The organism is Paenibacillus jiangxiensis (genome assembly GCF_046098255.1).
Taxonomy (GTDB): Bacteria; Bacillota; Bacilli; order Paenibacillales; family Paenibacillaceae; genus Paenibacillus; species Paenibacillus jiagnxiensis.
Genome location: NZ_JBJURI010000009.1, coordinates 56288 through 70600 on the forward strand (window position 1 = coordinate 56288; position 14313 = coordinate 70600).

Genomic DNA, 14313 nt, shown 5'->3' on the forward strand with positions numbered 1-14313 from the left:
GCGAACGAACAAAAAAAACCGATACAAATATATATTGATCCTGCTCCTGATCTTGGGCGCTCTGACCGGAATGCGGTGGATGTGGTCCGAGATATTCCCTGTTATGAATCACCCTCGTGTCATTGACGGTGTACTTGACCTCCGCGGGACGGATTTGGATAAGTCTTCCCCCGTCTATTTGAATGGAGAATGGAAGTTCTACCCCGAATCACTTAACACTGGAAAAGAACTGCTTGAGAAAGGGCCGGAACCTCTGAATATCACGGTTCCGGGAGATTGGGGAGATGTGCTTCACCCGGACACCGGGAACTCCATCGGATACGGAACGTACCGGCTGCGAATTTTGATGGATCCGCTGCGGGAGCCCATCGCTTTCTGGTTCAGGGGGGTTACGACGGCATCTGAAGTTGAAATCAACGGAGAAATGACGGGAAGCATTGGCAGGGTGGCAACCTCCAAACAGGATTATGCCCCCAAAAGCGTCTCATTTACGCCAACCTATGATATAAAGGGAACTACCGAGATCGATGTACGGGTCCGTGCGGCCAACTTCGACAATCCCAACAAGGGTGGAATCATCAACCCCGTACGCTTTGGCTCTCAAGCGTCCATTGACATTGTCCGCTGGAACTCCATCGGGTTACAGCTGTTTATATTTTTGGTACTGCTGCTTCATGAAGTGTATGTTCTCATTATTTATGCGTTCAATCCGAAAGAGAAGACATTGCTGATTACAGGGTTGCTGCTGCTGATCACCAGCATTGTGGTTCTAAGCAACTACGATACCATCCTGCTGAATTGGTATCCGATGATCCATTATACATGGGCGATCAAAATTAAATGGATCAGCATGCTGTGGCAAATTCCGTTAATTCTGCTGTTGTTCAAAAAATTTATGCCGGCCTATTTTCATAAAGGATGGCTGCGCGTATTTTTTGCGATAAGTATGGGCTTTACGCTTCTGCTGCTGATCATACCGTTCGCTTATGTGGAAGGCATCGTGCTTTCCAGCTTGTTTTACGTTCTCTATTTCATGTCGTTTGCCTGGTTCCTCTATATTATAGGAATGATGGTCATCAAGCAGCAGACGGATCATGACATGATCTTCCTGCTGCTCACCTCGGCAGGAATCATTTCTAATTTTATCTGGAGTACGGCAGAGGCTTTCAGAGATGTAACCACCGTCTATTATCCGATCGACCTGGCTATAGCGATTATCGGTTTTGCTTCTTATTGGTTCAAGCAGTATTTCCGGCAATCCAGGGAAAATATTGAACTGAACGAAAAGCTGAAAGAGGCCGACCGGATCAAGGACCAATTCCTGGCCAATACCTCGCATGAGCTGCGGACTCCGCTGCACGGCATTATGAATATCGCCCATCATGTGGTCGCCAAGGAAAAAGACAGGCTGGAGAAAAACAGTCTTGATGATATGCAGCTGCTTATTACGATCAGCAGGCGGATGTCCCATCTGCTTGGCGATCTTCTCGATGTGGTCCGGCTTAAGGAGCATCGTCTTGTGCTGCAGAAGGAACCCTTGAAAATACAGTCCATCGTACCAGGCATCCTCTCCATGCTGCAGTATATGGCAGAAGCCAAGCCGGTCAGCCTGCATATGGATATACCGGAAGTAATTCCTCCCGTTCTGGCCGATGAAAAGAGGCTGGTGCAGGTGTTTTATAACTTGCTGCACAACGCCCTGAAATACACAGAAGAAGGGACGGTCTCCGTGTCGGTCGAAATAGGGGAGGGGCGAGTACATGTACATATCGCCGATACCGGGATAGGCATGGATGAAGCAACCCGTGCACGTGTCTTTCTTCCTTATGAGCGTGGTGCTTATGGAGTCAATGACGGGCAGGGAATCGGACTGGGGCTAAGCATCAGCAAGCAGCTCATTGAGCTGCACGGCGGCACATTGACGGTTCGCTCCGAGCCCGGCGAAGGGTCTGTTTTCAGCTTTGATCTGCCCGTGGCGGATGAGTCTGCACTTTCCGTGCCGCAAATGTCCATTTCTACAGTGCAGGAGATGGCAAGAGGGGATGAGACGACTGCAGGTTTTCTATTCCCCGATTTGAACGTTGGGGACAAGGAAGCCTCCGCAGCGATGTCTCCGCCGCTCTTGGAAGAGAGCAGGGTCCGTATTCTTGCTGTTGACGATGATCCGATCAATCTGAAAGTGCTGGTCAGCATTCTGTCGACAGAGCCTTATGTCATCGTGACGGCGCAATCAGGTCAGGAAGCGTTGGAATTGCTGGGCACGCAGCAGTGGGATTTGCTCATCGCCGATGTGATGATGCCGAACATGTCCGGATACGAATTGACCCGGAACGTAAGGGAACAGTTCCCTATGTCGGAGCTTCCCATCCTGCTGCTTACCGCCCGCAGCCAGCCGGCCGATATTTACACAGGTTTCTCGGCGGGAGCGAGTGATTATGTCACCAAACCCGTAGATGCGCTGGAGCTGAAATACCGGATTCGAGCCTTGGTCACATTAAGGCAATCCGTTCATGAGCGGTTGCGTATGGAAGCCGCTTATTTACAGGCGCAAATTCAGCCGCATTTTCTGTTTAACACGCTAAATTCGCTGATGGCGTTAGGTGAGATCGATACGGATAGGATGATCAAACTGGGCGAAGCCTTTGCTTCCTATTTGCGGATCAGCTTTAATTCTCTCAACACGGGCAGACTGGTTGACCTGTCTCATGAACTGGAGTTAGTCAAAGCCTATCTGTATATCGAAAAAGTGCGGTTTGGTGACCGGCTGTCGATTGAATGGGAGGTAGAGCCAGGCATTCGCTTGTATCTCCCTCCGCTCACGATTCAGCCTTTGGTGGAAAATGCCGTGAACCACGGCCTCTTGAGCCAGCAGGCAGGAGGGACAGTGCGAATTTCCATTTCACGCCGGAACGACTGTACTCTTGTTGAAGTCATCGACAACGGAAAAGGCATGGATCAGGAGCAGGTGGACAGGCTGCTAAGCACCGCGGTTAGTGAAAAAGGCGGCATCGGCATTATCAATACAAATCGGCGATTAAAGCAGTTATACGGGCGGGGATTGTCCATCGTAAGCAAACGCGGCGAAGGAACAACCATGTCTTTTGAGATTCCGGACGCTAGAGCCTTCGGGCCTTCTAACAACGAGAATCGTCTGCGGAATTAATCTGCTTGTTCTTTACCCCAAGGGCAGGGCTCTCATTAGTGAGAGTCCTGCCTTTTTGGTGGACAATACGAGCTGCCTAGAATCAATAGAATATGCCCACACTTAATTTGAGAACGATCGGTAAAAATAATTCTTTACTGGTCATTCTCAATATGCTATGATCGCTTCAGGAGGGAAATGAAATGGCCAGAAGCAAAGAATTTGAAGAGAACGAAGTTTTGGAGAAGGCCATGAAGCTGTTCTGGGAGCAAGGATACGAGAAGACCTCGATGAATGATCTTGTCGAGCATATGGGAATTCATCGCAGAAGTCTCTACGATACCTTTACCGATAAACACACCTTGTTCCTCAAAGCGATGGATCGGTTCAGAGAGCGAATCGGCACCAGAATGGCGGCGGGGGTTAAGCAGTCCGAGACGGCCAAGGAAGCACTCCAATCCGTGTTCAGCTTCATCATTAACGGCGAGGAGGATTCGCCGCCAGGCTGCATGTGTGTAAATTCGGCCGTCGAAATGGCGGCGCGGGATGCGGACGTTGACGCAAAGGCTGTAAAAGTATTTACAGATACAGAAAGGTTGTTTGCGGAAATCGTATCCTGGGGGCAGCATTCCGGCGAATTCACAAAAAAATACGAAGCCATGGAATTGGCAGAGTATCTTCATAATGCTGTGACGGGGATTAGAGTCATGACGCGGACTTCGGTTCCGAAAGAGAAGCTTTGGCGGATTGCTGAAATGACGATGCAAATCCTGGAGCCATAAGGCGGCGCAAATTATTTTTTTTAAACTTATTAGAATGGTCATTCTCAATTTCCGGTTGGTTGCTTTTTCTCCAAACTAATCGTTTGGTCTATGTAGAATGATCGTTCTCGAAAAAGACAAGATTCCGAAGGAGTGTTTATCCATGACGAAAGAAACCATGAAAGCGGTTGGGCTGTTCAAATATTTACCGATTGAGCATCCGGAGAGTCTCGTTGACGCCGTACTGGAAAAGCCGGTTCCAACGGGAAAGGATTTGCTTGTGAAAGTAAAGGCCATCTCCGTCAACCCGGTGGATTACAAAGTGCGGTCCCCGAAGGATCGGGTCGAGAGCGAGCTTAAAGTGCTCGGCTGGGACGTTGCGGGGGTGGTCGAGCAGGTCGGGCCGGACAGCACGTTGTTTAAACCAGGCGATGAGGTCTTTTACGCCGGCAGCATTGTGCGGCCTGGAGGAAACAGCGAGTTTCATCTCATCGACGAACGGATCGTTGGTGCGAAGCCGTCCAGCATCGATTTTGCTCAGGCGGCGGCATTGCCGTTAACCTCGATTACGGCCTGGGAGGGATTGTTTGACCGGCTGGGTGTGCCGATGGATCCATCCCGAAATGCCGGCAAGACCCTTCTGATTGTCGGCGCCAGTGGTGGTGTCGGGTCAATTGCTGTTCAGCTGGCCAAATATGCCGGGCTGACGGTGATTGGCACGGCCTCCCGTCCGGAATCCGCCGAGTGGGTGAAGGAGCTGGGCGCGGATTACGTCATCAACCATTTCGAGCCCTTCGTTCCGCAGCTTAAGGCGTTAGGGATCGATCAGGCGGACTATACATTCTGTCTCCACAGCACAGAGAAGCATTGGCAGAACATGGCCGAAGCAATTGCGCCACAGGGGAAAATCTGTTCTATTGTGGAGACTGACGAAGCGCTGAATCTGACACTGCTGATGAACAAGAGCGCAACGTTTGTATGGGAGTTCATGTTTACCCGCTCGATGTTTCAAACTGCGGACATGATCGAGCAGCACAAGCTGCTGAATGAAGTGGCGCGGCTCGTAGATCGGGGTGTTATCCGGACGACCGCAGCCCAAAAGCTTGCACCGATTAATGCGGAAAATTTGCGCAAGGCACACGCCATGCTGGAAACGGGCCGGACGGTCGGCAAAGTGGTTCTTGAAGGCTTTTAATCGAAAATAGGAGGAATGGGAATCATGACAAACAAAATCGCGTTAATCACTGGTGCAAGCAAAGGACTGGGACTGGAAGTTGCAAGACAGTTGGGCCAACAGGGCATGACCGTATTGGTTACCGCACGCACGAAAGCGGCAGCGGATGAGGCGGCGGCGGAACTGAAACAGGAAGGCCTGCAAGCGGTTGGCGTAGAGCTTGAGGTTACGAATGCCACCCACATCGCGGAGATGGCCCGATTTATTGAAGATACTTACGGCCGGTTGGATGTTTTGGTCAATAATGCGGGTATCCATGCGGAAAAAATGGAATACGACGGGGATGCGTTCAGGGATACGTTTGAGGTAAATACGTTTGCGCCTTTCTATATTACAGAAGCGCTCCTGCCGCTGTTATTGAAGAGTGAGGCGGGCAGAGTCGTCAACCAGAGCAGCGCCTTGGGCTCCATCCAGTTCATGCTCTCCAATGAGCTTGTGCAGCGGATCGGCACCCCGGCCTATTCTGCTTCAAAGGCGGCCTTGAACATGCTGACCGCCTACTGGGCGCAACAAACGAAAGACACGAGTCTGAAGATCAATTCCGTGCATCCAGGCCTTGTCAAAACCCGCATGGGTGGAGAAAAGGCGGAATTGTCCGTGGAGGATGGAGCAAAAACGGCGGTTCGCTTGGCGACCCTGCCTGAGGATGGGCCGACGGGCGGATTCTTTTACATGGATGACCAGCTTCCATGGTAAAACCTAAATTGTTGTAACTGAAAGGGTGTGAATTAGGCCGCTAATCCACACCCTTTTTTAGTTGTCACCAGATATTAAATCAGGTAGAGAGCGCATGCCGTTCCTTGCTCTTTAGTTCATAGTCGCTCAGGAGCCGCTGCATTTTTTCGATGGTGCCATCCTGATGAGGAACATGTATGGATACCGTCAAGCTTGGATCCTCCAGATACTGAAAGGACACATGGTCAAAATTTAACATGCCGGCGTTGGGACACCGAAGAGTTTTGGGGGCATCAATGGCATCCAGCACATCATGAGCTTCCCAAAACTCACGAAACTCCGGACTGATTTGGGATAAAGCATTGAACTGCTCGGACCACCAGGGATCATCAACGTGCCGGGCAAACCCGGCGTGGAATTGAGCCGCAATCCGCCGCGCATGTTGCTCCCATTCTTCTCCTTTGATGTAGCGGAAGCGTTCGGATGTGAAGGTCATCCATACAAAATTCCGTTCCTGGTCGGTTAAGGCTGCAAGGTTGCCGTTTATGGCACAGTAGGCCGGGTTCCATGCAATGATGTTCATGCGGGAATCCATGACGTTTGCAGGGGAGGTTCCGAGGCTGTCCAGAAAGCCCTGCAGGGCAGGAGTAACCTGGGAAGCCGATTTTGTTTCCTCAATAGGAGGGCGCTTGCGGGCCAGATAAAACAGATAGTTTCGTTCCGGCGCATCCAGCATGAGCACTTCGGCTATTCGCCCAAGAATCTCGTCGGAGACGTTGATATGGCGGCCCTGCTCCAGGTAGGTATACCAGTCCAGCCCCACGTCAGCCAGCATCGCGACTTCACTCCGGCGAAGTCCAGGAGTACGTCTGCGGCCGTTGTCCGGCAGCCCAACCTGTCCGGGTGTAATCCGTTCCCGCCGTATTCGCAAGAAACGGGCTAATTCCTGGTGTCTGTCCAGCGGAATATTGGCCATGCTGGTATGCCTCCTATCCGAAGGAAGAGTGGGATTCGCAATCCCAGGATCGCTGGATCTCTTCCTGATTATACTTATTGTATATAAAATAGATTATGTGATCTGCAGGAATGAAATCAAGATTCACTTTTTTCTAATATAGACAGGGAGGCTGCAAACCATGTATGAACATATCGTTCTATTGAAATTCAAGGAGCACAACGGCACGGTCCTCGACCATGAAGATGCTCTGAAAACCGTAAATTCCTTCAAGGCATCCATTCCGGGCATCGTTGATCTTAGCGCCGGGATCAATGTATCGGAGGAGACAGAGAATACACACGGATATTCTCTGGCCATTCGGGTAACGTTCGAGGATCAGCAGGCCTGCCGGGATTATGGGCAGCATCCGCTTCATCTGCAGCTATTGCAGAACATCGGTCCTTGGGTGGATGGTGTTGTTGTGGCAGACTATCCGTTCAATTGAACAGAGAAATAGGGCAAGGAGCTGGCCGAGTGATAATGGTCAGCTCCTTTCGCGTACCTGTGGCATTACTTTTGTTTGTTGTACGTGCTTAGGAATCTGCAGTAAGTCACCTGAATGTTACCAGATGAAGAAATAGTGCCTCCTTGTGGGAGTCTGATGCGGGTTTTATACTGGGACCATACCCGGGTTGAACTAATCGCGATTAGAATTATAATCTTGGAGGACAAAAGGATGCGCACACGCAAACTTGGAAATAGCAACGTGGAATTGTCAGCCGTCGGGCTGGGCTGCATGGGGATGTCGTCGGGCGTGTATGGAAATGCTGATCGGCAGGAGAGCATTGCAACAATCCATGCCGCGATGGAGGCAGGTATTACGCTGCTGGATACTGGAGATTTCTACGGGTCCGGTCATAATGAAATGCTGATCAGCGAAGCGCTGCAAGGGCGTAAGCGCGAGCAGGCTTTTATCGCCGTGAAATTTGGTGTTTTGCGCGATCCCCAAGGCGGTTTTGGCGGTGTCGACGGCCGGCCGGCGTCCGTGAAGAATTTTCTGACCATGACGCTGCAGCGCTTGAACACCGATTATATCGATTTGTACCAGCCTGCCCGGCTGGATCCAAATGTGCCGATCGAAGAGACGGTTGGCGCGGTTGCTGAAATGGTACAGGCAGGTTATGTGCGGCATATTGGACTGTCCGAGGCAGGCGCAGACACGATCCGCCGGGCGCATGCCGTGCACCCGATCTCCTGGCTGCAAATTGAGTATTCACTCTTCAGTCGCGGCATTGAACGGGAGATCCTGCCCGTATTACGTGAGCTGGGGATCTCGCTGAATCCCTACGGAGTTCTGGACCGTGGACTCCTGAGTGGAACATGGACGAAGGAGCGCTCCGCCAATCCGGGTGATTTCCGGGTGTCTGGCCCGCGCTTCCAGGGGGATAATTTGGAGCGTAATCTAGAGCTTGTGGAGAAGCTGCGCAAAGTGGCTGAAGTACGCGGAATGAATGTTGCGCAGATGGCGATCGCTTGGGTGCTCGGACAAGGGGAGGACATTATTCCGCTGATTGGCGCCCGCAAACGGCCCCAGTTGGACGATGCGTTGCGGGCAGCGGAAATCGATCTTACCTCTGAAGAACTGCAGGCCGTAGGCAGTTTATTTGATCCCAGGGATGTGGCGGGGGATCGCTATGATAAGCATCAGATGGCATTGCTGGATAGTGAAAAATAAGCAGTATTAAAAAGCTCTCAGGATGGTTTTCCTGAGAGCTTTTCGGATTGGGCTTTACGCCTGCGGTGGTTGGAACCCCATTCAAACATGGCGTCAAACATTGGAACCAGCGTATCCCCGTAAGGAGCCATGGAGTACTCTACCTTAGGGGGGTTATCCGGAATAACATTCCGGATAACCAATCCGTCTTCTTCCAGCTCGCGCAGCTGCTGTGTCAGCATTTTTTGCGATATTCCCGGAAGCGCGCGCCGCAGCTCATTGAACCGATGGGTATGGCCATCAACCAATTCATATAGTATCGACAGTTTCCATTTTCCGCCAAGCACGCGGATTGTTTCTCCAATATTGATGTCGCATTCTTCTTCAATATTGAGGATCGATTGCTTTTCGTCGGCTTCCGTGATCAGATCCGGCGAATTACCGTCAATAATTCGGCTTTCCTTCGTCATGGCACAAGCCCCTTTCCCACAGAAGTCTCTCTTCAAAGCATACGTCAAATCCGAAAGGGAAGGCAACTCAAAGGCAGAGCAGGGGTCATCAAGATGGAAGGATCAATCGGACCATTGAACCGCTGAACGGAGAGTGCTATTAAGGATCGCTCATGGGTAAAATATCAACTGGTTCATCAGAGATTACGGTAACAATTGCTCTATTAAAGTGCCGAGCCTTCCCCCAGAACACGCAGCAGCCTCTCTTCCGTGTCCGTGCCGGGTACCGGAACAAAAAAGCACCAGTGCAAGTCCGGATTGCCATCAATCACTCCTGCGGAATGGATTACGAACTCCATCTCCTGTCCGTTGGGAAGGCGAAATAATGAGGTTGCTACACTTTTTTGCTTAATTTCATAGAGATCCCAGTAATAATTAAATTCTTCGCTTTCCCGTCTCAAACGTTCGAACCGTTCCATATAGAGCGGGTTTTCTTTGTAACGGTCGAAGCTGGCACGCATCACCGCTGCGGTGTAACGGGCAAAGCCCTCCCAGTTCACCAGTCGTTCACGGTAATCCGGATGCAGAAACGTAATGTTTATCATATACCGTTCGCTCTCCGGCAGACTGCCGAAATCTGCTACAATCAGCTCTGCCGCCCGATTCCAGACGATCACATCTGTGCCTGCATCCGTGATGAAAGAAGGATAATGCAGCTGATCTACAACAGTTTGCAAAAATCCGATATCCGGCTCTCCGCTGTTCAGCTCAGCACCTGCGCTCGCCGGGTCGACATTTGCCAGATCAAACAGATGTTTCTGCTCATCCTCGTCCAGCTGGAGCGCGTTGCCGATATTCAGTAGCACCTCTGGTGACGGGTTCGTTTCCCGGCCCTGCTCCAGCCAGGTATAATAAGTCACACTGATATTGGCGAGATAGGCTACTTCTTCCCTGCGCAGCCCGGGGGTGCGCCTCCGTCCCGGCAGCGGGTCAATCCCCGCTTCTTCAGGCTGAAGCCGTTCCCTGCGTGATTTGATGAACTCGCCCAATGCGGATGTAGATCGAGTTGTTTTCATATATGTCACCACCTTGGTAAAATCAGCAGGCACATCCTCGAATATTCGGAGTACTTTTCTCTTAGCATATCCAGTCAGCGAGCTCCAGATGAAAATGGCACATTAGACTGGAATATAATGTTCGTGTATGGAGTCTGCGGAGCCAGCCAGACCATACCTGTTCCTCGGTATACGTTGACCAGCCCTTCTCCCGACATGGCAGACCCCAAGCGGGTTTTGCTGGATTTCTCGACCGTAAAGTCCAGTGAGTCAGACCACATCATGGCAAAGTTGCCGTCCACCTTCAGCACGTCATTATGCAACTCGATGACCACTGCCTCTTCGGTGGGAATCGGCGCCTCTACAGCCAGAATTCCTTTGCCTCTGGCACTTAGATTGAACATTCCCTCTCCGCCTAATGCTGCCGAGGACAGCGTTTTGCGCGCGGTCACCGCGAGCTGAAGCGAGCTTTCACATGCAAGGAAAATTCCATCCTCCATCACAATATGATCGTAGTCTATATCAATTAGCCATATGTATTTATAGGTAATCTCAGTCAAGATCGTACCGGTTCCTCTATAGAGCGGTTTGATGGCACTGGTTCCAGTCACTGCACTGGATACGAGATTCCTCATCAGTCCCCCTACGCCTTTAACGCCTGAGATTATTTCGATATTTCCGACCATGTACTGCATTGCCCCTGCATTCAAAATAATTTCGTTGTTGTTGAGCTCGATCATGAGCTGTTTGCTGCGCATGTTGGATTGGCTCATGAAGAAGTTGGACTGTGCCTCTGCGAGCGTCGTGCTGCTCAAGTCCTCCTTGTATTCGATGACCGAAAAACCGCCAAGCTGTTCCTTGATCACAACATTTTTGTTTTCTTTTAAATTGCTAATGGTGTAGGCCAAATGTGTTCTTCCCCTATCTGAATAATTTGAGTGGTTGACATGATCCCCCACGTTGTTTTCAGAATTTTGCCACCCACTCCAGATTATAACGCCTGTCTGTATTTTAATGAACCACAATTTCTATAAGCTGCTGCCACTGCTTTGGCTATGGATAAACAAAAAGACGTTCATGGAGCACCTGTCCGATGGGAACAGAACGATCCAATGAACGTGTCAGGTAGAAGGTAGAGGTTGATTCCAAGCAAAACTTCCGCCAAGCGCAGCCTGGTTTCTTTGAATGTATGTCGATAGACGTTTTTCTTAAAAATGTTTACTTTACAGGGTAATCAGGCAGGCGAAGTGAGCTGTGAACGTCTCTGGATTCATCCCCAGGCATGCTGTCCCGAGCTGATGACTGGACGGTAGCGAGCGCCTGATTGCGGGCATCGAGCTCCTCATTGGTGCGTGGGAAGAGGAAGGCTGCACCGCTATCAACCAAGGCCTGATTAGCTTCAGCAAACGGGCGCATGCGTTCTTCATAGGCTGCAAAAGCCTCTTCGGGCTCATCATGGGAAGCCAGCTCGCCGGCCAGAACATACGCGCCCACCAGCGCAAGACTTGTTCCCTGTCCGGTCAGGAAAGAGGGTGCGAAGGCGGAATCGCCCACCAGCGCTATGCGGCCTGCCGACCAATGGGGCATGTGAATTTGAGCGACAACGTCGTAATACAGATCGTCCGCTTCCATCATCGCCTGTACAAGCCGGGGAACTTCCCAGCCGTGCCCGGCAAACATCTCTGCAGTCAGCCTGCGCTGCTGGTCGGCATCATGCCGATCTGAGATCGGTGGTTTCTCGGACGCGAAGTTCAGGAAAGCATGCAGTGTGTCGCTGTCGCGAGCGGCCGACAATATCGCATACCGCCCTGGTGTGGCGTAGACAATAGACTCATGGGACAGACCGAGATCATTCGGAACGGTAAAACCGTTAAAACAGTAACCGAGGTATCGGGTGAACGGCTCCTCCTGACCGAACACGAGCCGGCGCGTATTCGAATGCAAGCCATCCGCCCCGATGACGATGTCATATCTGCCGCTTTTGCCGCTCTTGAAGGTGACATCTACACCGCTGCCGTCATCGTTCAGGATGGCGATGGAATCATTGAACTGGTAGCGGACCGGCTGCTGTTTTGTCAGATCGTACAGTAACTCGGTTAGTCTGCCGCGCGGCAGTTCGATGTCCCGTTCCTCTACTCCGCCGGAGATATCCTCTGGTTTAATTGCACCGGCAATACTGCCGTCGGTATGGATAAAAGAAATCTTCTTCGAATGGATATGGGCTTCCTGAAGCTGCGGAAGTAATCCCATTTGCTCGACCACGTCGATCGCCGTTCCCCGCACATCGATGGGATAGCCGCCGCCCCGAATCGTCTGCGAGCGTTCGACCACGGTGACATCAAAGCCATATTTACACAACCAATAGGCAAGAGTGGGACCGGCAATACTTGCGCCGGAGATCAGTACCGTTTTTCCGGAAGCCCGGGAGATTGATTTATCAGTCATTGTTAAAGCACCTCTCTTTGTTTTTTATAATAAGGTACTACAAGTATCCTAAATCGATGTTATTATAGATTCATCAGAAATGCAAATGTAAAAATGTTCGAAGTGAATGGAAATATTTTGAAATAGGGGGAAATAAGGATGGAGAGAAATAGAAATGAGAGCTCCGCAGCTCCCGAACCGCCACAGGACGAGGTCCGGAATACAGCGACACGGCGGCGCGGAGAGGTTCTGGAGAATGCAATTTTGCAGGCCGCTTGGGACGAGCTGCAGGAGGTTGGTTATGCCCGTCTGTCTATAGATGCAGTTGCCACAAGAGCGAAAACCAACAAAAATGCGGTATACCGCCGCTGGCCCAATAAAACCAAGCTTATCGTCGCCGCAGCCGTCAAATTTGTGCCAAGACCTTCCCTTGAAGCTCCCGACACAGGTGAACTGCGTAGTGATGTGATCACTTTGCTTAACGGAATAGCGGCTGCTATGCGAGCGATCGGTTCTGAAACGATACACGGCATTCTGGTCGATGATCCGGATAAGGAGATCATTTCTTCTCTGCCGCAAACGGTGAGTCGAAGCAAGGAGGACAAGCTGACCCTGGCTATGAAGACGATATTGAAAAATGCTGAGGCACGGGGAGAGGTGACTCTGCAAACCATGAAAGAGAGAGTTATATCCCTTCCCTTTGATTTGATTCGTTACGAAGTGCTTGTCACCCATGAGGAGTTATCTGAACAAATCATTACAGAAATTGTGGACGATATTTTTTTACCGCTTGTCCTTAAATAGCCGCTCTCCTGCCAGACTAAGGGTATGATAGAGAGAAGTGAAAGCCATTATATATGCTTTGCAGGCTGGAGATGGGGCCGCCGGAAATGTTAAAATTGTACAAAGAACGAAACTAGGAGGCCGAGTGGATGCAGGACGAGCTGTTGCCAAAGCTGGAAGCGTGGCATGAAGAGGATGAATTCGAGGAAATCGTAAATGCCGTGATGGGCATTCCTGCGGAGGAAAGGGATTATGAGCTGACCAACCATTTGGGCAGGGCGTTGAATAATCTGGAGCGCTATGAAGAGGCGGTCGAGCAGTTCCTGTCTGTGGCGGATGAGGGTAAAGTGGACCCATTATGGCAGTATCGTATAGGTTTTGCCTACTATTATCTGGATCGATATGAAGAGGCTCTGTGTGCGTTCGAAGCGGCAGACCGGTTGGAGCCCGGGGATGAGGAAATTCAGGAGTTTCTGGAGTTGATCCGGGATAAGATGCCGCAGCAGCCGGTGGAAGAAGCGGCCCCAGACCCTGCCGATGTTCGTGCCCGTGTCTCCGCCTATGCTGATGGCACACCTGAAGCTGCGCTGGAATCGGAGGTTGATTTCACGGACTTCTGGGAGGACAGTGACCTGGCGATTAGACAATATGTGATGGCCCCGCCGACCGATGAGCAGATCGCTTCTGTGGAAGAAGAGCTCGTCTTTAGGTTGCCCGCCTCTTATGTTCAGATGATGAAGCAGCATAACGGGGGCATCCCCCGCAGCCGCAGCTTCCCTGTGGCTGATCCGGTCTCAGGCGAGAATGAGCATATTATCATTTCTGGCATTCTCGGCATTGGACGGGAGAAAAAGCATTCGCTGTGCGGAGAAGCGGGCAGCCGCTTCAGAATTGAGCAGGAGGGCTACCCGGAATTTGGCGTGATCATCTGTGACTGCCCTTCCGAATCCGAGGTAGTCATGCTGGATTACCGCGAATCCGGCAATGACGGCGAACCGGAGGTTGTCCATGTTAATAAGGAGAACAATTCCAAAATCACTCGGCTTGCATCCAGCTTCGAGGCTTTTGTTCGTGGACTAGTAAAAGAATAAGCATCATATTCAAGAGTCTGACAAGTTCAGGCTCTTTTTTTAGATTCA

13 protein-coding genes are annotated in these 14313 nt (G+C 51.0%); 8 read left to right on the forward strand and 5 right to left on the reverse strand.

Annotated features, from left to right (window positions below):
* Nucleotides 1-103: 103 nt before the first annotated feature.
* The 4 genes from ACI1P2_RS10915 (at nt 104) to ACI1P2_RS10930 (ending at nt 5833) form a co-directional block, all read left to right on the forward strand.
* Nucleotides 104-3163: a hybrid sensor histidine kinase/response regulator gene (locus ACI1P2_RS10915; protein ID WP_355319614.1), complete on the forward strand. Its 3060-nt coding sequence runs from the start codon at nt 104-106 to the stop codon at nt 3161-3163.
* A 182-nt stretch (nt 3164-3345) separates the two neighbouring features.
* Nucleotides 3346-3924, forward strand: a complete 579-nt coding sequence (locus tag ACI1P2_RS10920; protein WP_355319616.1) for a TetR/AcrR family transcriptional regulator — start codon at nt 3346-3348, stop codon at nt 3922-3924.
* Between the two features lie 142 nt (nt 3925-4066).
* On the forward strand, nt 4067-5098 hold the full coding sequence (locus tag ACI1P2_RS10925; protein ID WP_355319618.1) for a zinc-binding alcohol dehydrogenase family protein: 1032 nt from the start codon (nt 4067-4069) through the stop codon (nt 5096-5098).
* A gap of 24 nt (nt 5099-5122) precedes the next feature.
* A complete protein-coding gene (locus ACI1P2_RS10930; protein ID WP_355319620.1) occupies nt 5123-5833 on the forward strand; it encodes an SDR family oxidoreductase in 711 nt (236 codons plus the stop codon).
* A gap of 79 nt (nt 5834-5912) precedes the next feature.
* Here the strand turns inward: ACI1P2_RS10930 and ACI1P2_RS10935 are convergent, their stop codons facing one another.
* Nucleotides 5913-6788: a helix-turn-helix transcriptional regulator gene (locus tag ACI1P2_RS10935; RefSeq protein ID WP_355319622.1), complete on the reverse strand. Its 876-nt coding sequence runs from the start codon at nt 6786-6788 to the stop codon at nt 5913-5915.
* A gap of 160 nt (nt 6789-6948) precedes the next feature.
* Between ACI1P2_RS10935 and ACI1P2_RS10940 the strand changes: the two genes are divergently transcribed.
* Both ACI1P2_RS10940 and ACI1P2_RS10945 read left to right on the forward strand, forming a co-directional pair.
* Nucleotides 6949-7254: a Dabb family protein gene (locus ACI1P2_RS10940; protein WP_355319624.1), complete on the forward strand. Its 306-nt coding sequence runs from the start codon at nt 6949-6951 to the stop codon at nt 7252-7254.
* Nucleotides 7255-7485: 231 nt separating this feature from the next.
* Complete coding sequence (locus ACI1P2_RS10945) at nt 7486-8484, forward strand: aldo/keto reductase (RefSeq protein WP_355319626.1); 999 nt, start codon at nt 7486-7488, stop codon at nt 8482-8484.
* A gap of 17 nt (nt 8485-8501) precedes the next feature.
* On the opposite strand, the gene ACI1P2_RS10950 is transcribed toward ACI1P2_RS10945, so the two are convergent.
* The 4 genes from ACI1P2_RS10950 to ACI1P2_RS10965 all read right to left on the reverse strand — a co-directional run bounded on the left by ACI1P2_RS10950 (nt 8502) and on the right by ACI1P2_RS10965 (nt 12412).
* Entirely contained in the window at nt 8502-8933 is a 432-nt protein-coding gene (locus ACI1P2_RS10950; protein ID WP_355319628.1) for a winged helix-turn-helix transcriptional regulator, read from the reverse strand.
* 203 nt (nt 8934-9136) lie between these two features.
* Nucleotides 9137-9988, reverse strand: coding sequence for a helix-turn-helix transcriptional regulator (locus ACI1P2_RS10955; RefSeq protein ID WP_355319630.1), 852 nt, complete (start codon nt 9986-9988; stop codon nt 9137-9139).
* 74 nt (nt 9989-10062) lie between these two features.
* A complete protein-coding gene (locus ACI1P2_RS10960) occupies nt 10063-10875 on the reverse strand; it encodes an AIM24 family protein (RefSeq protein ID WP_355319632.1) in 813 nt (270 codons plus the stop codon).
* 310 nt (nt 10876-11185) lie between these two features.
* Complete coding sequence (locus tag ACI1P2_RS10965; protein WP_355319634.1) at nt 11186-12412, reverse strand: FAD-dependent monooxygenase; 1227 nt, start codon at nt 12410-12412, stop codon at nt 11186-11188.
* Nucleotides 12413-12550: 138 nt separating this feature from the next.
* Here ACI1P2_RS10965 and ACI1P2_RS10970 point away from each other — a divergent pair, with 138 nt between their 5' ends.
* Together ACI1P2_RS10970 and ACI1P2_RS10975 are read left to right on the forward strand one after the other, a co-directional pair.
* The gene (locus tag ACI1P2_RS10970) at nt 12551-13195 is read left to right on the forward strand and encodes a TetR/AcrR family transcriptional regulator (protein WP_355319636.1); all 645 of its coding nucleotides are present in this window, start codon (nt 12551-12553) and stop codon (nt 13193-13195) included.
* Between the two features lie 128 nt (nt 13196-13323).
* Nucleotides 13324-14265 carry an SMI1/KNR4 family protein gene (locus ACI1P2_RS10975; protein WP_355319638.1) on the forward strand — a complete coding sequence of 314 codons (942 nt, stop codon included), beginning with the start codon at nt 13324-13326 and terminating at the stop codon, nt 14263-14265.
* Nucleotides 14266-14313: the final 48 nt, after the last annotated feature.

Excerpts from the sequence above, each read along its gene's own strand:
- ACI1P2_RS10920 (WP_355319616.1), top strand. The coding sequence starts at position 3,346 with ATGGCCAGAAGCAAAGAATTTGAAGAGAACGAAGTTTTGGAGAAGGCC.
- ACI1P2_RS10970 (WP_355319636.1), top strand. The coding sequence starts at position 12,551 with ATGGAGAGAAATAGAAATGAGAGCTCCGCAGCTCCCGAACCGCCACAG.
- ACI1P2_RS10935 (WP_355319622.1), bottom strand. The coding sequence starts at position 6,788 with ATGGCCAATATTCCGCTGGACAGACACCAGGAATTAGCCCGTTTCTTG.
- ACI1P2_RS10925 (WP_355319618.1), top strand. The coding sequence starts at position 4,067 with ATGACGAAAGAAACCATGAAAGCGGTTGGGCTGTTCAAATATTTACCG.
- ACI1P2_RS10955 (WP_355319630.1), bottom strand. The coding sequence starts at position 9,988 with ATGAAAACAACTCGATCTACATCCGCATTGGGCGAGTTCATCAAATCA.
- ACI1P2_RS10915 (WP_355319614.1), top strand. The coding sequence starts at position 104 with ATGAATCACCCTCGTGTCATTGACGGTGTACTTGACCTCCGCGGGACG.
- ACI1P2_RS10965 (WP_355319634.1), bottom strand. The coding sequence starts at position 12,412 with ATGACTGATAAATCAATCTCCCGGGCTTCCGGAAAAACGGTACTGATC.
- ACI1P2_RS10975 (WP_355319638.1), top strand. The coding sequence starts at position 13,324 with ATGCAGGACGAGCTGTTGCCAAAGCTGGAAGCGTGGCATGAAGAGGAT.
- ACI1P2_RS10930 (WP_355319620.1), top strand. The coding sequence starts at position 5,123 with ATGACAAACAAAATCGCGTTAATCACTGGTGCAAGCAAAGGACTGGGA.
- ACI1P2_RS10940 (WP_355319624.1), top strand. The coding sequence starts at position 6,949 with ATGTATGAACATATCGTTCTATTGAAATTCAAGGAGCACAACGGCACG.
- ACI1P2_RS10950 (WP_355319628.1), bottom strand. The coding sequence starts at position 8,933 with ATGACGAAGGAAAGCCGAATTATTGACGGTAATTCGCCGGATCTGATC.
- ACI1P2_RS10945 (WP_355319626.1), top strand. The coding sequence starts at position 7,486 with ATGCGCACACGCAAACTTGGAAATAGCAACGTGGAATTGTCAGCCGTC.